This is a genomic window from Candidatus Vondammii sp. HM_W22 (assembly GCF_022530855.2).
Taxonomy (GTDB): domain Bacteria; phylum Pseudomonadota; class Gammaproteobacteria; order Chromatiales; family Chromatiaceae; genus Vondammii.
In genome coordinates this window covers 2,836,382-2,854,837 of the sequence record NZ_CP099567.1, presented here as the reverse complement: position 1 = coordinate 2,854,837, position 18,456 = coordinate 2,836,382, and the positions used below count along the sequence as shown (strand labels likewise).

Annotated in this window: 13 protein-coding genes and 3 pseudogenes; 12 read left to right on the top strand and 4 right to left on the bottom strand. The window is 46.9% G+C overall.

The window, feature by feature from the left end:
* The first annotated feature begins 28 nt into the window (after nucleotides 1-28).
* On the top strand, nucleotides 29-1,660 hold the full coding sequence (gene groL / locus MN084_RS16135) for a chaperonin GroEL (RefSeq protein ID WP_241085777.1): 1,632 nt from the start codon (nucleotides 29-31) through the stop codon (nucleotides 1,658-1,660).
* A gap of 242 nt (nucleotides 1,661-1,902) precedes the next feature.
* On the opposite strand, the gene MN084_RS16130 is transcribed toward groL, so the two are convergent.
* Nucleotides 1,903-2,981 (bottom strand): IS3 family transposase gene (locus MN084_RS16130; RefSeq protein WP_330178175.1). Its coding sequence is split into 2 segments (ribosomal slippage): nucleotides 1,903-2,729 and nucleotides 2,729-2,981, totalling 1,080 coding nucleotides; the frame shifts between segments, so codons are not numbered across the junction.
* Nucleotides 2,982-3,032: 51 nt separating this feature from the next.
* Between MN084_RS16130 and MN084_RS16125 the strand changes: the two are divergent.
* The 11 genes and pseudogenes from MN084_RS16125 to MN084_RS19975 form a co-directional block, all read left to right on the top strand.
* Nucleotides 3,033-3,758: pseudogene (locus tag MN084_RS16125) on the top strand (IS256 family transposase); the annotation flags it as partial.
* Between the two features lie 22 nt (nucleotides 3,759-3,780).
* On the top strand, nucleotides 3,781-3,924 hold the full coding sequence (locus tag MN084_RS16120) for a hypothetical protein (protein ID WP_241085778.1): 144 nt from the start codon (nucleotides 3,781-3,783) through the stop codon (nucleotides 3,922-3,924).
* 351 nt (nucleotides 3,925-4,275) lie between these two features.
* On the top strand, nucleotides 4,276-5,595 hold the full coding sequence (locus MN084_RS16115) for a nucleotide sugar dehydrogenase (protein WP_241085779.1): 1,320 nt from the start codon (nucleotides 4,276-4,278) through the stop codon (nucleotides 5,593-5,595).
* Nucleotides 5,596-5,822: 227 nt separating this feature from the next.
* Nucleotides 5,823-6,503, top strand: a pseudogene (locus MN084_RS16110) (IS256 family transposase); the annotation flags it as partial.
* A 219-nt stretch (nucleotides 6,504-6,722) separates the two neighbouring features.
* Nucleotides 6,723-8,462, top strand: a complete 1,740-nt coding sequence (gene msbA / locus MN084_RS16105; protein ID WP_241085782.1) for a lipid A export permease/ATP-binding protein MsbA — start codon at nucleotides 6,723-6,725, stop codon at nucleotides 8,460-8,462.
* 109 nt (nucleotides 8,463-8,571) lie between these two features.
* Nucleotides 8,572-9,489 (top strand): LpxL/LpxP family Kdo(2)-lipid IV(A) lauroyl/palmitoleoyl acyltransferase, encoded by a 918-nt coding sequence (lpxL, locus tag MN084_RS16100; protein ID WP_241085783.1) that lies wholly within the window; start codon nucleotides 8,572-8,574, stop codon nucleotides 9,487-9,489.
* 75 nt (nucleotides 9,490-9,564) lie between these two features.
* A complete protein-coding gene (locus MN084_RS16095) occupies nucleotides 9,565-10,674 on the top strand; it encodes a glycosyltransferase family 4 protein (protein WP_241085784.1) in 1,110 nt (369 codons plus the stop codon).
* Nucleotides 10,671-11,783 carry a non-hydrolyzing UDP-N-acetylglucosamine 2-epimerase gene (gene wecB / locus MN084_RS16090; protein ID WP_241085785.1) on the top strand — a complete coding sequence of 371 codons (1,113 nt, stop codon included), beginning with the start codon at nucleotides 10,671-10,673 and terminating at the stop codon, nucleotides 11,781-11,783. The genes MN084_RS16095 and wecB overlap by 4 nt, the downstream gene beginning before the upstream one ends.
* A 56-nt stretch (nucleotides 11,784-11,839) precedes the next feature.
* Nucleotides 11,840-12,801 (top strand): annotated as a pseudogene (locus tag MN084_RS16085) (IS5 family transposase).
* A 146-nt stretch (nucleotides 12,802-12,947) separates the two neighbouring features.
* Nucleotides 12,948-13,961, top strand: coding sequence for a glycosyltransferase family protein (locus tag MN084_RS16080; RefSeq protein ID WP_241085786.1), 1,014 nt, complete (start codon nucleotides 12,948-12,950; stop codon nucleotides 13,959-13,961).
* Nucleotides 13,962-14,282: 321 nt separating this feature from the next.
* Nucleotides 14,283-14,561, top strand: coding sequence for a transposase (locus tag MN084_RS19975; protein WP_445083980.1), 279 nt, complete (start codon nucleotides 14,283-14,285; stop codon nucleotides 14,559-14,561).
* Between the two features lie 105 nt (nucleotides 14,562-14,666).
* Here MN084_RS19975 and MN084_RS16075 read toward each other — a convergent pair.
* The 3 genes from MN084_RS16075 to MN084_RS16065 all read right to left on the bottom strand — a co-directional run bounded on the left by MN084_RS16075 (nucleotide 14,667) and on the right by MN084_RS16065 (nucleotide 18,305).
* A protein-coding gene (locus MN084_RS16075) for an IS3 family transposase (protein ID WP_330178174.1) occupies nucleotides 14,667-15,754 on the bottom strand; the annotation gives its coding sequence in 2 pieces (ribosomal slippage) (nucleotides 14,667-15,502 and nucleotides 15,502-15,754; 1,089 coding nt in all).
* Nucleotides 15,755-16,111: 357 nt separating this feature from the next.
* Entirely contained in the window at nucleotides 16,112-16,870 is a 759-nt protein-coding gene (locus MN084_RS16070; RefSeq protein WP_241085788.1) for a glycosyltransferase family 2 protein, read from the bottom strand.
* 43 nt (nucleotides 16,871-16,913) lie between these two features.
* On the bottom strand, nucleotides 16,914-18,305 hold the full coding sequence (locus MN084_RS16065) for a capsular polysaccharide export protein, LipB/KpsS family (RefSeq protein ID WP_241085789.1): 1,392 nt from the start codon (nucleotides 18,303-18,305) through the stop codon (nucleotides 16,914-16,916).
* Nucleotides 18,306-18,456: the final 151 nt, after the last annotated feature.

The following is an 18,456-nucleotide window of genomic DNA, read 5'->3' as shown; positions in this document are numbered from 1 at the left end:
CAACTGAATTCCCAAGGAACTGATTATAATGACTGCAAAAGATGTGAAATTTGGTGACGATGCCCGTCAGAAGATGATGGCTGGCGTTAACGTCCTGGCCAATGCCGTTAAAGTGACACTGGGCCCGAAGGGTCGCAATGTGGTTTTGGATAAGAGCTTTGGTGCTCCTACCATTACCAAAGACGGTGTCTCCGTAGCTAAAGAGATCGAGCTGGCTGACAAATTTGAGAACATGGGTGCCCAGATGGTGAAAGAGGTCTCTTCCCAGACTTCCGATGTGGCCGGTGACGGTACTACCACTGCCACCGTACTGGCACAGGCCATGGTCCGTGAAGGGCTGAAAGCGGTTGCTGCCGGCATGAACCCGATGGATCTGAAGCGTGGCATAGACAAGGCTGTGGCTGCCGCTGTAGAGTCCTTGGCCGGCATGTCCAAGCCTTGCGCAGACGATAAAGAGATTGCCCAGGTTGGCACCATCTCCGCCAATAGCGATACAAACATTGGTGATATCATTGCCGCTGCCATGCAGAAGGTTGGCAAAGAGGGTGTAATCACTGTAGAAGAGGGCACCGCCCTGGACAATGCGCTGGATGTCGTCGAGGGTATGCAGTTCGATCGTGGCTATATCTCCCCTTATTTTGTCAACAACCAGCAGAGCATGAGCGCTGAACTGGAAGATCCTTACATTCTTCTTCACGACAAGAAAATCTCCAATATCCGTGATCTGCTACCGGTGCTGGAAGCTGTCGCCAAGGCTGGCAAGCCGCTGCTTATCGTCGCTGAAGATATTGACGGTGAAGCACTGGCTACCCTGGTAGTGAATACCATTCGCGGTATCGTCAAGGTGTGTGCTGTGAAGGCACCTGGTTTTGGCGATCGCCGTAAAGCGATGTTGCAGGATCTAGCTATTCTTACCGGCGGTACCGTGATCGCTGAAGAAGTTGGTCTGACCCTGGAGAAGGCAACCCTTAACGAACTGGGTACTGCCAAGAAGGTTCAGATAACCAAAGATGAAACCACCATTATCGATGGTGCTGGTGCCGAAGGTGATATCAAGGCTCGAGTCGAGCAGATTCGCGCTCAGATTGAAGAGACCAGCTCTGACTATGATCGTGAAAAGTTGCAGGAGCGCGTTGCTAAACTGGCGGGCGGTGTGGCTTTGATCAAGGTTGGTGCTGCCACTGAAGTCGAGATGAAAGAGAAGAAAGCCCGTGTCGAAGACGCGTTGCACGCTACTCGCGCTGCTGTTGAAGAGGGTGTGGTGCCTGGCGGCGGTGTGGCACTGATTCGCGCACTGTCAAGCCTGAAAGACCTGAAAGGCGACAACCATGACCAGGATATTGGTATCGTCATCGCTGCACGCTCGATGGAAGAGCCAATGCGCCAGATCGTTGTCAATGCCGGCGGCGAAGCCTCAGTTGTTGTTAACAAGGTGAGAGAGAGCGAGGGTAACCTCGGCTTTAATGCTGCCAACGACACTTACGGTGATATGGTTGAGATGGGTATTCTCGACCCAACCAAGGTAACCCGCATTGCGTTGCAGAACGCTGCTTCAGTTGCTGGTCTGATGATCACCACCGAGGCAATGGTGGCTGATGAGCCCCAGGATAATGCTGGCGGCGCTGCTCCTGATATGGGTGGTATGGGTGGCATGATGTAAATCATCAATGTGGCCTGTTCAGCAACGCTCATAGCGTTTCAAAAGCCAGGAAGTCATTGATTTCCTGGCTTTTTTATTGCCTGCCGTTGTTCAGGATGTTTCATTTTGTGTCACCAAGTTGCAGAGATTGGTGGGTATGAGGTGGGGTACCAATATTCCAAGTAGATATTCTTCCGTTTCTAGTGCTAAAATCCTGACCTTTCCCCCACCTTAATACCAAGACTTGGATGAGATAATTCATTCTAAGCGGCCCTATTCACAAAGGCCACAGGTGACAAATAATTTAATGCGCTATGAGGCCGCACGTGATTGTAGTGCTCTCGCCATTGATCAATTTCATGTCTAGCGTCATCAATGGACCTGAACCAATGCTGATTTAAGCGTTCATTTCTGAATTTACCGTTTAAGCTTTCTACAAACGCATTCTGAGTAGGCTTACCTGGCTGAATAAAACCTAGCTTAACGCCACTTTCTTTTTGCCAGTAGAACATCGCCTTGCTAGTAAACTCAGTACCGTTGTCGCAGATTATTTGATCCGGAGCGCTCCTTAGCTCAATTACCTGAGTTAAAAAACGAGCGACCTGGTGACCATTGATCGAGAAGTCAGAGAGCTGGCCAATAACTTCTCTTGAGTAATCATCAATCACATTAAATACTCGAAAGCGGCGACCATTAGCCAACTGATCACTGACAAAATCCATTGACCAGCGTATATTTTTACCAATGGGCATAATCGTTGGCATTCTTGGTCGTATTATCTTCTTGCGTTTTTTAGTCCTCACTTGAAGACCTTCTTCGTTATAGACTCGGTAGGTCCGCTTCTTGTTTTTCACAAGCCCCTCTCCTCTCAGGAGGCCATGTAAAAACAAATAACCATAACTCGGATGCTTTTTTGCCAGCTCAAGTAACCGTTTGCGTAGAGGCTCATCTTTTCCCCATTGAGTAACGTACCGAAAAGCGGTTCTACTTAAGCCTACTAATTGGCAAGCTCTACGCTCACTTAATTTGAACCGCGACTTAAGGTAGCTCACGATTTGTTTTCTATCAGCAGGCTTTACCACTTTTTTGAGAGCACATCCTTCATCGCCTCAGCTTCAAGCATTTTCTCGGCAAGTAACTTCTTAAGCTTGTTGTTTTCGCTTTCAAGCTCTTTGAGCCGTTTGGCTTCTGAGACATCCATCCCGGCGTATTTGCTTCGCCAGTTATAAAAGCACCCGGTTGAAATGCCGAACTGACGACAAATGTCATCAACTTTTACCCCTGACTCATGCTGCTTGATGGCACCAATAATTTGCTCTTCTCTGTAACGCTTCTTCTTCATGTTGAGATCTCCTAATACACAGACTAATTGGAAATCTCATCCTTGTCATGGCTCTATTTTTGGGGGAAAGGTCAAGCAGAGCAGACGAAGCTGTGTGCCCTGGTGGTGATCGGCGTGAATGAGCGTGGTGAGAAGCATTTTCTGGCAATTGAGGATGGTGTACGGGAGTCCACACAGAGCTGGCGGGAGGTACTGTTGAAACTGAAGTCACGCGGACTGACCCCGCCAAAATTGGCGATCGGTGACGGTGCCATGGGATTCCGGGCTGCGCTGGAGGAAGTGTATCCGGAGACGCGCCGGCAGCGCTGCTGGATGCACAAGACCATGAACGTGCTGAACTGCCTGCCAAGGTCAGCTCAGCCGAAAGCGAAGCAGGCACTGCATAACATCTGGCAGTCGGAGACCCAGGCCGATGCGGAAAAGGCCTTTGATCTGTTTATCAAAACGTATGAGCCAAAGTATCCGAAGGCTGTCATCTATCTGCACAAAGACCGAGAGGAACTGATGGCTTTCTATCAATTTCCTGCGCAGCACTAGCAGAGCATTCGGACCAGCAATCCGATTGAATCCACCTTCGGGACAATTCGCCATCGAACCAGGCGTTCCAAGGGCTGCCTATCGCGTGACGGCATGCTACACATGATGTTCAAACTCGGCCTGTGTGCCGAGAAGACGTGGAGACGATTACGGGGTTTCGATTACCTGGCGAAGGTGATAACCGGAATCAAATTTAAAGAGGGTGTTGAGGTAGCAAGAGTCGATCAGGTCGCCGCTTGATTCAACTGACTAAACACCAGATTTGACTATAACTCCGGGGCCAAAGAGAGTCACCAAAGCGAACCGGGAAGAACTGAGGCGTTTGAAGGCACAACGACATGAGGCGTACCTGCAGCGTATTCCGGTTGAAGGGAAGTTCGATCAGGAAAAAACGGCTATCGATTAAACGATAGCCGGGCGAGGCGTGTTGATACCTCCACTGTCTGGATCAGGCAGTATCTTCCTGGTGATTAACCTGATTCTGTTAAGGTTTTTTTGCACTTTGCAAGAAGCGCGTTATTGTCGTTATTGCGAATTGAGAAGGTACTGTTCTGCCATCGCCGGCGCATCCGATCCGGTCGTCGGTAGGGGCATTTTATACCAAACGGTGGCAGTCTAACTCACTGCGCAGACTCTAGTTTGTGATATGGTAAGAGGTACCGCAATTGGTGACAATGGGAATTTTATCATGGCTACATTAGCCAAGTTAAATGGAATTGTAAATTTTGCAAACTTGGTATCAAGGAAATTATCAGGCATGACCTCATCGAAAATAAAAAAACATTTGATCGAGAAGCTCCGCAACAAGGAAGCAGTAATTGGTATTTTCGGCCTGGGTTATGTGGGGCTCCCCCTAATGATTCGTTACGCCGAAATTGGCTATAAGGTTATCGGTATCGATATTGATGAGGAGAAAGCTACAAGTCTTAATGCAGGTCAAAGCTATATTGAGCACATTTCATCCGCGCATATCCGGAAGGCGAAGGAGCAAGGTTTTGAGGCGACGAGCAATTTTTCCCGCTCATCCGAGGCGGATGCGCTTATCCTTTGTGTTCCGACCCCGTTGGACAAGCACCACGTGCCCGACCTTAGCTATGTGACTAGCACAATGGATGCTGTCACACCTTACCTTCGCAAGGGGCAGGTTCTGTCACTGGAGAGTACAACTTACCCCGGGACCACTGAAGAAGAGTTGTTGCCGCGCATGGAGTCTGGCGGATTAACGGTTGGGAAAGAGCTATTCTTGGTCTACTCCCCGGAGCGGGAAGACCCGGGTAACCCGAACTTTGAAACACGCACCATCCCAAAAGTCTGTGGTGGACACACGCCGGTCTGTCTTGAGGTAGGGGTTGCCTTGTACGAACAGGCTATTGACCAAGTGGTTCCCGTCAGCTCCACAAGGGCGGCAGAGATGACCAAGCTGCTCGAGAATATCCATCGAGCAGTCAATATTGGCTTGGTTAACGAGATGAAAATCGTCGCCGACAAGATGGGTGTGAATATCCATGAGGTGATCGCCGCCGCGGCTACCAAGCCCTTTGGTTTCACCCCCTATTACCCAGGCCCCGGCCTGGGCGGCCACTGCATTCCCATCGACCCCTTCTATCTGACCTGGAAGGCCCGTGAATATGGCCTAAATACACGGTTTATTGAACTAGCAGGAGAAGTGAATACTTCAATGCCGCCGTGGGTGATTGGCAAGCTGGCAGATGGCCTAAATGCAGCAGGAAAAGCAATTAACGGTAGCAGTATTCTCGTTCTTGGCATTGCGTACAAGCCGGATGTGGACGATATGCGTGAATCTCCATCTGCTGAACTGATGAAATTGCTCGAGAAGAAGGGGGCCATAATATCTTATTCAGATCCACACGTGCCGGAGTTTCCCAAGATGCGGAAGTTTCGTTTCGATCTGAAGAGCGTTGAACTTTCTGCTGAAATGCTCCGTGAATTTGATTGTGTTCTCGTTGCGACCAACCACAAGGCATTTGATTATGAGCTTATCAGGGAGAACTCACGACTGATTGTTGATTCCCGCGGGGTCTATAAAGAGCAATTTGATACCCTGATAATGGCCTAAGGCAGGCAGGCTCTATCTATCTCCTTTCGCATGAAATTGCCAGCTATTAATCAGGCAGCGTACCTTGTGTGTGTCGCACTGAAGTAACTTTTTACTCGTTCAGGCCTCTTTTGCAAGGTTCGCACACAGGATCGTGTTCTCTTTTTCGGACCGTTCAGAGACTGTCCTAAATTCTGTGTAACTGCCTATCATTAAACCCAAACAAGGGAGAGGATAGGCAGATAATCGACAAGAAAGTGATCAACAAAGCAATTTATCTCGCTCTGGGCGTTAACCTGGAAGGCCACAAGGAATTATTGGGGATGTGGCTGTCGGAGATGAGGGTGCCAAATTCTGGCTGAACCTGCTGACAGAGCTTCAAAACCGCGGTGTGAAGGATATTTTGATTGCCTGTGTCGATAGCTTAAAAGGCTTTCCTGATGCCATCAACCCGGCTTTCCCGAATATCCAGCTCTATAATTGTGCATATGCTACGGAACTCGATGAAGTAGCTGCCCTGGAAAGACTACAAGCCTGTGGCGGCTGATTTGAAAAAGAGTTACCAGTCCATCACCGAGGAAGAAGCTTTACCGGCGCAGGATAAATTCTCTGACCGATGGGACAACAAACACCCCCGGATCAGCCGCTCCTGGAGTGCCCATTGGCAGAATCTCAACACGCTGTTCAACTACCGGGAGGACAGATGAAAAGTGATCTGCACGAGCAGCGCCATTGAGTCGCTGAACAGCGTCATTCGCAAAGCGATCAAAAAGCGGAAGTTGTTTCCAACCGATGACTCGGCGAAGAAGGTCATCTACCTAGCAATTCAGGTCTCATCGAAAAAGTGGACAATGCCGATCCGTCATTGGGAACCAGCACTGAATAGATTTATGATTGAGTTCGTAGAACGCTTAGCGGTATATATTTGACCTTGGCTGTTACACAGAAAACTTTACAGGCTCAATTTTTGCGGTGCGGTGCGGTGCGGTGCGGTGCGGTGCGGTGCGGTGCGGTGTAGTGCAGTACGGTCGCGAGAGATGTTGTCGGGCTTCGCAAGCTCAGCACCAACTCAGTGATTATTCGCACAACTTTACTTCTTGTATTTTCCTATTCAGCTCAACTAGTTACTAGTTTATAATCTCTCTCCAATGTCCACCTACCATCAATACATCCGCCTCCTGACTTACGTCCGTCCCCACTGGAAGCTATTCTCCATTTCAATTTTCGCAACCATCATCATGGCGGCGACACAACCCGCCATGCCCGCCTTACTCAAACCGCTTCTGGACGGCAGTTTTGTGGAAAAAGATCCCGATATGATTGCTCTGATGCCAATTCTGCTGGTCCTGCTGTTCGTAGCAAGGGGCATCTCTACGTTTATCAGCACGATTACAATGGAGAATGTTGCAACAAAAGTGGTATTCGGCCTGAGGCAACTCATGCTCCAGAGACTGCTGACCCTGCCAACCAAATACTATGATCAGAGTGTGTCCGGCGTCACGCTCTCAAAAATAACCTTTGACGTAGAGCAGCTTACTCAGGCCGCATCCCGTGTTCTTATCATTTTAGTACGAGATTCCCTGTCGATTATCGGCCTTCTAGGCCTGATTCTCTATATCAACTGGAGACTGGCACTTATCGCCTTCGCTTTGATACCCATCGTTGCTATCATGGTACAAATGATCAGCAAGCGCCTGAGAGAGATCAGCCGCACGCTCCAGGCCCGCATGGGTAATATGACCCATATTCTTGAAGAGGTGATCAACGGACATAAAGTAATCAAACTTTTTGCCGGTCAAAAATATGAATCTGGCCGTTTTGACGAAACGGCCAACAAGGTGAGGTTGTATCGCGTAAAAAACGTCGTGGCCACTACTGCCAACGTCCAGTTTATCCAGCTTCTCGCCGTATCAGGCTTGGCCCTTATGGCCTATCTTGCAGCACAGCAATCGTTTGTCGGGGGATTTACCGTGGGTGAATTTGTCGCCTTTTTTGGTGCCATGGCCATGTTACTCTCTCCCCTGAAAAAGCTGACCGGTATAAATGCTGAACTACAGCGCGGGCTTGCAGCTGCCGAAAGCGTGTTTACCTTCCTCGATCAGGAAACAGAGCAAGATCATGGAAAACAACGGCTGAAGAAGGCAAAAGGGAAATTGGCATGGGAAGGAGTCGAGCACCGATTCTCCCCTGTAAAGGACCCTGCACTGAAAAACATCGCTCTCACCGTCTCGCCCGGTGAGAATATTGCCTTAGTAGGCCCATCAGGCTGCGGCAAAACAACACTAACCAATCTGCTACCCCGTTTTTATCAACCATCAGAGGGGCGTATTCTGCTGGATGATATCGATATTGCAGAATTGAAGCTGGATGATCTCAGATCGAATATCGCCCTAGTCAGCCAGAAAATCACCTTGTTTAACGACACAATCAGGGCAAACATCGCATATGGCACCATGAATGAGGTCTCTGATGACGCCGTCAGGGATGCCGCAAAGGCTGCCAATGCACTCGAGTTCATCGAAGCCATGCCCGATGGAATGAATGAGATCATTGGCGATAATGGCATACGATTGTCCGGAGGCCAGCGCCAGCGTATCGCCATTGCCAGGGCGCTGCTGAAAGATGCACCTATTTTGATCTTTGATGAGGCGACATCGGCCCTTGATGCCGAGTCTGAACAGAAGATTCAATTGGCTATGGACGCCCTTCGAAGAGGGCGTACGACCATTACCATTGCCCATAGACTTTCTACAATTGAGCAGGCCGACCGGATTGTGGTGCTGGACCGAGGAGAAATTGTTGAGCTAGGCTCGCATCGGGAGTTGCTAGCTCAGGATGGGTTATACAAGAAATTGTATCAGATTCAGTTTACGGTTGGTAGAAGCTAGTATTCTTTACAATCTGATAATGATGGATATTTTAGTGTAATTTATCGACTCTCAGGCTTCCATGGTCTACGGTGTTTTTCGTCATAATCAGCTTGTAAAGAGTGTTAAAATGAGTGGCCAACCCGAATATCTGAATCTGAGCTTCTTTGCCCCCCGGTATTGGCCTACCTGGATGGGATTGGGAGCGCTGCGACTGATACACCTCCTCCCCTACAATTTTCAACTGGCTATTGGCAGGGTTCTTGGACGAATTTTCCGGATATTAGTAAAGCGCAGGGAAAAGATTGCCCGCCGTAATCTCGAGCTTTGCTTTCCAGAGCTGACTACAGCAGAAAGAGAAAAATTACTCGGACAACATTTTGAGGCATTGGGAATGAGCCTGATCGAAGGTGCTATGAGTTGGTGGGGGAGTGACAGCAAAATCCAATCCCTTGCCGAGGTAACAGGCCTGGAACACGTCTCCCAGGTACTGGAATCAGGCAAAAGCGTTGTGCTTCTAACAGGGCATCTCACCAGCATCGAATTGAGTGGGCATATTCTCGGCTGTTACATCAATATCGGCGCCATGTACCGCCCGATGAAAAACAAGCTTATGGACAAAATCATCAAAGAGGCTCGTAGTCGTCGCCTGTCACCGCTTTTTCAGCGGGATGATATTCGCACTATGGTCCGCGCTTTGAAAAGCGGCCATGCGATCTGGTACGGTTTTGATCAGAACTACGGTAAGCAGCACAGTGTATTCGTTCCTTTTTTTGGCATTCCGGCCGCTACGATTACAACCACATCCCGATTTGCCAAAATGGGGGATGCGGCGGTTATTCCCTATTTTCCATTTCGAACAAACAGTGGGCGTTATCTTATTGAAGTTCAGCCTCCTCTGGAAAATTTCCCATCTGGAAATCTTAAGGAAGACGCTCTACGACTGAATACTATTTTGGAAGAGGCGATATTGAGGAGACCGGAACAGTATCTGTGGATTCATCGGCGTTTTAAGACGCGCCCTGAGGGTACTAATCCGGTATATTAGCCGATCACTAACTATGAGTGAGTATCCCAGCCCAAGACTATGTGCCGCCAGCGCTAATTCTATACAAAACCCAATATGCGTATTGCATTGATTACAGCTGATTTTGCACCCAACATCGGAGGAATTGCCTCCCATGTGGTAGAACTCGGAAAAGCGTTGTCACAACTCGGGGATGAAGTTCATGTTGTGACGAGACCGCTAGGGGATATGCGCGCACGTGAGGCGCAATGGCAAGGCATGACGGTTTACCGCCCACGCCTGCCACGTCCAAAACCATATTACAGCTGGACGCTCGCTTTCTGGCTACGCCGGTTTTGTGCCAGCGCTCACCCAGATATCATTCATGTACACGGTCTGCGACCACTTGAAGCGACCAAAAATCTGGCCAGCCCGATTATGTTTACCAATCACACGTCGGGTTATCTGAAAAGAATTCAAAAAGGGGAACGGGAGCGAGTACGTATGGCAAAACGCATGGCCCACATCTGCCATGTACTGGCGCCAAGCCAGGAACTCTGCGATGCAACGCGCGCTGCTGGCTATCAGGGCCCCATTGACTTTATCTCAAACGGGGTGGATACAGAGAGATTCTCACTAGCCCAAAGCACGCTAAGAGAGAAGCTGGGAATCTCAAATAACGAAATTGTCATACTGCTTGCTCGTCGCTTGGTGGACAAGAACGGCGTAACTGTTTTTGCAGAGGCGGTAAAAGCGCTGCACGATCTGCCTGTCCGCCTGATATTTGCCGGTGATGGCGATAAGCGCAGCCATGTTGAGCGGATACTGAATAGTAATGGCCTTTTTGAAAAAAGCCTTTTTCTTGGCAATGTACCGAATACGAAGATGCCAGATGTCTATCAGGCTTCCGACATCTCTGTACTTCCCTCCTTCATGGAAGCCACCAGCATTACCGGCCTTGAATCGATGGCATGCGGTCTTCCCCTAGTTGGCACCCGTGTAGGTGGTATTCCCACGCTTATTGAAGAGGGGGGCAACGGAATCATGGTCTCTCCAGGCGATGCCCCTGCTCTTGGATCAGCACTAAAAACACTGGTATTGAACCCTGACCTAAGAGTTCGCATGGGAAAATTTGCACGAAAACAAGCCACCGCTAGATTCAGCTGGCTACAAATTGCCGCAACTACCCGGGAAATCTATACCCGACATCTTGGAGCAATACCATGAAGCGCATCATGGTAGCATTTGGCACCCGCCCGGAAGCGATAAAGATGGCGCCGATTATCCAGTCACTAAAAGCTCACTCTGATTTTGAACCCGTTGTTTGCGTGACAGCCCAACACAGAAAGATGTTGGATCAAGTACTGCAACTGTTTGGTATCACACCCGACTTCGATCTTGATCTCATGCGTCCGGGACAGAACTTGGCCGGGCTCAGCGGCCGCATTCTTCATCAGATAACCCCCATACTCAAGGAGTGTAGACCAGATACCATTCTGGTCCAGGGAGATACAACTACAACCTTCTGTGCAGCGTTGGCGGCTTTCTACCAGCAAATCCCGGTAGGACACATCGAAGCAGGCCTCCGCACTGGGGACTTGGCATCCCCATTCCCCGAAGAGGCCAATAGGATCCTGACCACACGACTTTCAAAATGGCACTTTGCGCCCACTCAGCTCAATTACAATAACCTCCTTGAAGATAACGTAAAAGAATCACAAATCTTTCTCACCGGAAACAGCATCATAGATGCGCTGCTATGGGTTAGAGAACGAATTGCAGATAAACCACCCGCCGAAGCACAGCCTGTTCTTGAAAAGTTAAGTTCCCGTTTTATTCTTGTCACAGGACACAGAAGAGAAAGTTTTGGCAAAGGACTTGAGGATATATGCATAGCTTTAGCGACAATCGCTGAAAAGCACCCGGAAATTGACATCCTTTACCCTGTTCATTTGAACCCTAATGTCCAGGAGCCAGTGAGACGTATCCTCGGCAGCCGTAATAATATTCATCTTATCGAGCCATTGGGATATCAGGCTTTTGTTATATTGATGGATCGCTCGTACCTAATACTCACTGACTCTGGTGGTGTACAAGAAGAGGCTCCCTCTCTTGGTAAGCCGGTACTTGTAATGCGAGACAAAACCGAAAGGACAGAGGGCCTCTGCGGAGGAATCAGGCTGGTTGGCTCAGACAAAGCGGTTATAGTAAGCGAGTGTGAACGGCTGCTTACCGACCATGAGCACTACGTATCTATGGCAGAAGCAGAAAATCCATACGGTGATGGAAAAACAGCTGAACGTATTACAGCTATACTTGCTGACCAGCTTAGCTGATTTTTTCCAGAAATCGTATACCATTGATTCATAAGATCACCAGTTCCAGGAAACCGATGAAACATCAAAGCTTAGAAGCCACAGGTTTTGAAAAATACCGAAAAAAGATCCGCAAGGAGCAGTTCTGGATGAGATGGAGCAAATCATCCCCTGGAAGGAGCTTGGCGAGGTCGTAGCACACCCTGTTACCCAAATCCGAAGGACGCAGGTAGAAAGCCCATTGTTCTAGAGCGCATGCGGCGCGCCCACTTTCTACATCACTGGTTTGAGCTCTCTGACGCTGCAGCGGAAGAAGCGCTTCATGATTCACGTGCCATGAGTAAGCTCGTCAGTATCGATCTGGGTAATGAGCCCGTACCAGATGAAACAACCATCGGCAATTTTCGCCATCTGATGGAAAGGAATAATCTTGGGGATGAGCTGTTTCGCTTGGTCAATGTTTACCTAGCCGAGAATGGTATGAAGCTCAACCGGGAAACTCCTTGTTGATGCCACGATCATCAATGCGCCAAGTTCAACGAAGAACAAAGAGAAAAGCCGTAATCCGGATATGCATCAAACCCGCAAAGGTAATCTAATGGTACTTTGGCATGAAGGCCCATATTGGCGTGGACAGCAAAACCAGACTGATCCACTCAATTGCTGTGACACCGGCCAATATTCATGACTCGCAGGTATTGGAAGACCTGTTGCATGGAAACGAAACCCGCGTACGGGGAGATTCTGCCTATGCAAGGACAGAAAGATAAACTGACTGAGCATGCGCCAGAGGCCAAAGATTTTACCCAGAAGAAAGCCTGTCGTAATCGACAATTAACCGGACAAGAGCCATCAGCGAATCGATACAAATCGGGAACGCGCGCCAGAGTTAGAGCATGTATTCGGTGTAATGAAGCAGCAGTTTGGTTTTAACAAGGTTCGCTATCGAGAGCTTGAGAAAAATACCCATTGTGTGTTTATCAAGTGTGCCTTGATTAATCGGGTACTGGCTAAGCGGTATTTATTAGCCATTTCATAGGCAAGTTGCGACTGAAAGCCCCGGAATAGCCAAAATTAAGGTCAAATCGGAGAATAACTCGGGTTGTTTTTACAAATATTCAAGATTGGATAGCAAGTGAAGTGAAAAACTTCAATTTTTAGACCATCCTTAATAGGTTTCCAGCAATGCATATCCTTCATGTAGCGAATTTCAGCACGCAAAAATACGGTTCTGTGTTCTATGCTACAGACCGAAAACTTTCTAATGGCTTCATTCGAAATGGACATTTCGTATATGAGTTCAGCGATAGGGATATTGCTCGCCAGGAAAATATTTTTGGATCAAAAAAGCTTGGGAGAAATAAACTCAATGCCTGTCTGCTAAAAGCGCTGGAAAATCTTCAGCCTGATCTCTTGCTGCTTGGCCATACCGATTTAATCTTTGAGAAGACACTGGATGAGGCGCGAAGAAGAGTACCCAACCTTAGGATTGCACAATGGTTTGTAGACTGGCTAATAGAAAAAGGTACTGATAAATACCTTTACAAACGTCTACCGCACGTTGACGCATTCTTTTGCACATCAGCTGGTGATCAGCTTATGCCTTTTCGCGCCGTTAACAATAAATCATACTATCTACCTAATCCTATTGACCCGTCAATAGAATCACTAAAGAATGACCAAAAAGACAGCTTTGATATTGATTTACTCTATTGCGGCACCGATCAGAAAGACTCTATACGTAGGAAATTCATATCGAAGATCAAAAGTCAACTTGGCGATATCCGTCTCAAATTGCATGGATCACAGGGAGATTCACCCGTCTATGGCGCAAAATATATCGAAGTGCTGTCAAAATCAAAAATGGGTCTAAACTTAAGTCGAAAAAATGACATTCCGTATTATTCGTCGGACCGAATAGCACAGCTTATCGGTAACGGACTGCTTGTATTTATGCCAGAAACCCCCGGATTTAGAGATCTATTCTCTGAGCAAGAACTCATTTATTTTAACGACTCTGATGACCTAATAGATAAAATTATTTACTACAATGATAATGATGTGAGGCGGAAGGAGATCGCCCGTCAGGGTAGGGAAAAGGCACATACAAGCTATAATACTTCTCGAGTCGCTCAATTTATTATGGAAACAACCCTTGATCTGCCTCTATCCGAGAATTACGAGTGGATCAACGCATAATTTTGCCTCAGAGAGTCGCCTATGAATTATTTATAGCCACATGATAAATATGAATTAATAAGCTATTTAGTCGACTCTGACATATTCATAACGCAATGATTTATATAAAATAAGCGTCTAAATTTGATAAAATAAACGTCCGAGAAAGGGGTAAAAGCAGAGAAAAACTAGACGAAACAGGGGTGGATAATTGAGCAAAGCCAAGACAGCCAATCCCAACCAGCAAAGTTTCCTGCACCAGAACTTACTGGATTAGCTGAACCCCAAACATCCACTTTTGCTATTGGCCAGACAGATAGACGGGTCATATTTTGATGCTGAATTTGCCCCGCTTTATTCTCATCGTGGAAAGCCCTCAAAACCCATCCGCCTAATGGTGGGCCTTCGATACTCAAGCATCTGGAAGACCTCAGTGACGAGGTTCTGATTCAACGCTGGATACAAAATCCCTACTACCCGAGTTTTACGGGTGAGATCGAATTCCAATGGCAACTTCCTTGTGACCCCTCCGACCTGACTTACTTCAGAAAGCGTATTGGCAACGAAGGTTTTGAAAAGGTCCTGGCTGCCTCTATCGCCTTACAGAGGTGGATCCCATGAGTCGGACAGGCATACGGACAGTTTAAGTGACTTCTGAAACAATGTTGAAAGACAGGAGCAGAAGATGGTAATCCCCCCATTTTCAGCTGCGCACAAAAGTAGAGCTTATGCGGCTTGCGCCAACTTCTGATACGGGGTTATTCCTCCAATGGCCATGTTTGGCCGCTCTGTATTGTAGCGCCACAACCATTGAGTGGCGGTGTGCTGGGCATACTCGATCGACTCAAAGAGATGCTGGTTCAGCCATTCATGTCGAACTGTTCTGTTAAAACGCTCCACGTACGCGTTCTGTTGCGGGTTGCCGGGCTGGATATAGTGTAACTTAATCCACTGTTTCTCTGCCCACTCCATCAGTTGACCACTGATTAGTTCGGGGCCATTGTCGCAGCGAATGGAATTTGGCTTGCCTCGCCACTCGATGATCTGTTCCAGTGCACGAATGACACGCACTGCCGGTAACGAGAAGTCCACCTCAATACCCAGCCCCTCACGATTGTAGTCGTCGATGACATTGAACGTCCTGAAGCTACGGCCATCGGCCAGGCTGTCATGCATAAAATCCATCGACCACATGATGTTAATTTGACGAGGTACAGCTAGCGCATCCGGCACGTCGCGCTTCAATCGACGTTTGAGCTTGATCCGCAGGTTCAGCTCAAACTCCCTGTATATGCGGTATACACGTTTATGATTGTAGGGGTAACCCTTCACATTGCGCAGGTACAAATAGCACAACCCGAAACCCCAGGTTCGATTGGTCATCGTCAATCGGAGTAACCAATCTGCAGTCAGTGCGTTGTCGCTCGAATGCTTGGCCTGATAGCGATAGCAGGTCTCGCTGATACAGAATGCACGACAAGCCAGGCGTACCGACACGCCATCCTGCATAGCTGCGATCTTGGCCATCTCCTTACGACGAGATGGCCTTACCACTTTTTTGCCAGGGCCTCCTTGACGATCTCCGCCTCTAATTTGGTCTCGGCGTACATCTTCTTGAGTCGCCGGTTCTCATCCTCGAGTTCCTTCATACGCTTCATGAGAGAGGCGTCCATGCCGCCGTATTTGGCGCGCCACTTGTAGAAGGTGGCACTGCTCATGCCATGCTCCCGGCACAGATCAGAAACTGGTGTGACAGCCTCAGCCTGCTCGAGAATAGCAAAGATCTGGCTGTCCTTGAATCTTGATGTCTTCATGCAGAATCTCCTGCGTTCATATTACGAGAAAATTCTACTTTTGGCGTCAGCTACTTCCCGGGGGGATTACCCTTTCAAACAATACTTTACAATTATAACTCAAAAAACGGACCATGCCGATTCGCAATTGGAAACCAGCACTGAATAGATTTATGATTGAGTTCGAAGAACGCTTGGCGGAATACATTTAACCCGGGCAGTTACACGGAAATCGTTACACCTTCAACCCCGGGTTATTCTGGTATGATCGGCGTTCGCAAGTTAAATGTCCAACGTTCGCAATTCATGCGGCGCGTTACAGCTTCGCTTTTCATGGCAGGCATGTGTTTGTTTCTCGGATAGAAAAATATACACTGGTCAGAATTTATAATATTTTTGTATCGCTTTCAGTGCATAACCAGTAAAATAATATGCTGAATTCAGGATCCCAAGCCCTTCTATAGTCCGATAAGTATTCCAAACTTGGATTGCAGAATTTATCTTATTTCTTGAGATCGATGCCGTGGAAATACGATACGCCACGAGATCATCATCAATACCATATGCTACGAATCCACGCTTCATTATTTCTAACCAACAAGCAAAATCATCATAGTAAGTATTTTTCATTTGAACCCCGCCAATAGCATTAATATCGATAACTACGGAAGAGGTTACAATTGCTGTATTTCTGAGTAACTTAGCATAATCCAACTGATCAGGGACACCAATCCGTCTTCCTGGAACCGTCCCGTCTTCTGATATACGATGATAACTAGTATAGGTAAATGAGTATGCACACTCCAGCATTGTACCAATTTGTTTTTCTAATTTTCCAGGAAGCCAAATATCATCACTATCCAAAAACGCTATAAACCTACCTTTTGCACGATTGATTGCATCATTACGAGTAATCGCAGGGCCTGAATTTACTCCATTATGAAAAAGCTTAATTCTTGTATCTTTATCACAGTACTCTTGTGCAATCTTTGCTGAATTATCTTTCGAGCAATCGTTAACAATTAGAAGCTCCCAAGTGGGATAGGTTTGCGATAAAACTGAATCAATACTATTACGGATCGACCTATCAGCATTATATGCTGGCATTATAATAGATACTAATTTTTCTTGGCTCATTTTGTCTATTCTTGCGGTAATCTAGAAATACGATATAAACAATTTATCTACCGGCAATATGGATTAGAGTGCAGGCAATATTCTCTATGTTAACGGGATCATTAACGTATAATTCACCTACTGAAGTTTGTTCCCACACGGTTTGAAAATATGCTTCTATCTCATCTTCTTCTACCCTTGTTTTCACACTGCCTATGGCCTCTGGTAGGTCTTTGAGCGATTCTATTTGCTTAACCAATGGACTATTTTCGTAGAAGGCATTCCCTAATACAAATACCGTCTTACCCAGCATTGCGGCCTCTGCTCCTGACTTTGAGTTGATCGAGACAACAGCATTCGCCTTGTGTAGCACATCATAATTGTTAGTTGAAGGGTCAATCACCTTCAAATTATCATACTTCTTCAACATAGCTGTTAACCGGGCGGAATCAATTGCCCCCGTCATTGCGGGATGTTCCTTCACAGCTAGATTAATACCAGATGGCAATATACGCACCATGTAATCGACCAAAGCGAGTTGATCTAGATATTCAGGAGAACGAAGGGTGATTGCCATATCGTTAGGCATATGGAAGGGGAAATAAATAAATGGCTCACAATCAGTGAGCGATAAATACTTGCCTCTTAAGCACCATTCATTTACGAGCATTTTCACATGAAGTCCTACGTAGATCCAATTGTGTCCAAATTCCTGATGCTTTTTATATATATACTTATCAAGTAACTTCTGTATTAGCCTTTTTGCGTTATCGATATTAGCCAGCTTCTGCAGCGCTCTATTATAATGATGTTTATCCTTGTCGGGCACAACAATCGATCGACCAGCAATAGCTGTGCGAATGTAATCACGTAGCTCTTGTGAAACCCGTACCGAAAGCACAGGTCCAATATATGGTGCATACAAAGTATTTTTTATAGCAAATAATCTACCCTTAAAAAATGCTGGTTCCAGAAAGTAGTTATCGATGGATCGTTTTCTGGCGACAAACAAGCTTGCAAGTACTGATATAAAACCACCAAGTTCCTGCATGAGAACAACATTATCCAGATTTATAAGTACCCGACTAAGTACATCGTCAATTGCAAGCATATAACTTGAAAACTTCAGATCCAGCTTATATCGGTCATAGATCTTAAAAACTAGCCGCTCATGGCTTTCCCAATAATTTATATTATCAATATTAAATTGTAGGAATATGTCAGCAATCTCTTGCTCTGAAATTTTGTGCAGAATGGTTCTAGCTAACTGAGGTATATTAAAATTAATGATTCCTACACTATCCATTAACTCGCAACTTCTATCGTCAAAAGAAAGGACTATTGCATCATATCTTTTTTCCTTCAGTGATCGACAAACATCAATCCAAAATACAGTCTGATATTCAGCAAGGGTTGTTAGAATAATAGTAGGAGTCTTATTATCTCGGGAATTCATAACTTAACTAGAGCCTGTTAACGCTAATTAGTGCAAAATAAATAAAAAACATGAATACAACACCTAAGGAGCCTCTTATCAGTTCATGAATTGGTGTCTGGCGGCTGAAATCTCCCGGCTCTACGTTGAAAATCTTCGCAATAGCCTAGCT

What these genes read in the sequence shown, in the direction of transcription:
- MN084_RS16080 (WP_241085786.1), top strand. Translation starts at nt 12,948, where the DNA reads ATGCATATCCTTCATGTAGCGAATTTCAGCACGCAAAAATACGGTTCT.
- wecB (WP_241085785.1), top strand. Translation starts at nt 10,671, where the DNA reads ATGAAGCGCATCATGGTAGCATTTGGCACCCGCCCGGAAGCGATAAAG.
- lpxL (WP_241085783.1), top strand. Translation starts at nt 8,572, where the DNA reads ATGAGTGGCCAACCCGAATATCTGAATCTGAGCTTCTTTGCCCCCCGG.
- MN084_RS16065 (WP_241085789.1), bottom strand. Translation starts at nt 18,305, where the DNA reads ATGAATTCCCGAGATAATAAGACTCCTACTATTATTCTAACAACCCTT.
- MN084_RS16115 (WP_241085779.1), top strand. Translation starts at nt 4,276, where the DNA reads ATGACCTCATCGAAAATAAAAAAACATTTGATCGAGAAGCTCCGCAAC.
- msbA (WP_241085782.1), top strand. Translation starts at nt 6,723, where the DNA reads ATGTCCACCTACCATCAATACATCCGCCTCCTGACTTACGTCCGTCCC.
- MN084_RS16070 (WP_241085788.1), bottom strand. Translation starts at nt 16,870, where the DNA reads ATGAGCCAAGAAAAATTAGTATCTATTATAATGCCAGCATATAATGCT.
- groL (WP_241085777.1), top strand. Translation starts at nt 29, where the DNA reads ATGACTGCAAAAGATGTGAAATTTGGTGACGATGCCCGTCAGAAGATG.
- MN084_RS16095 (WP_241085784.1), top strand. Translation starts at nt 9,565, where the DNA reads ATGCGTATTGCATTGATTACAGCTGATTTTGCACCCAACATCGGAGGA.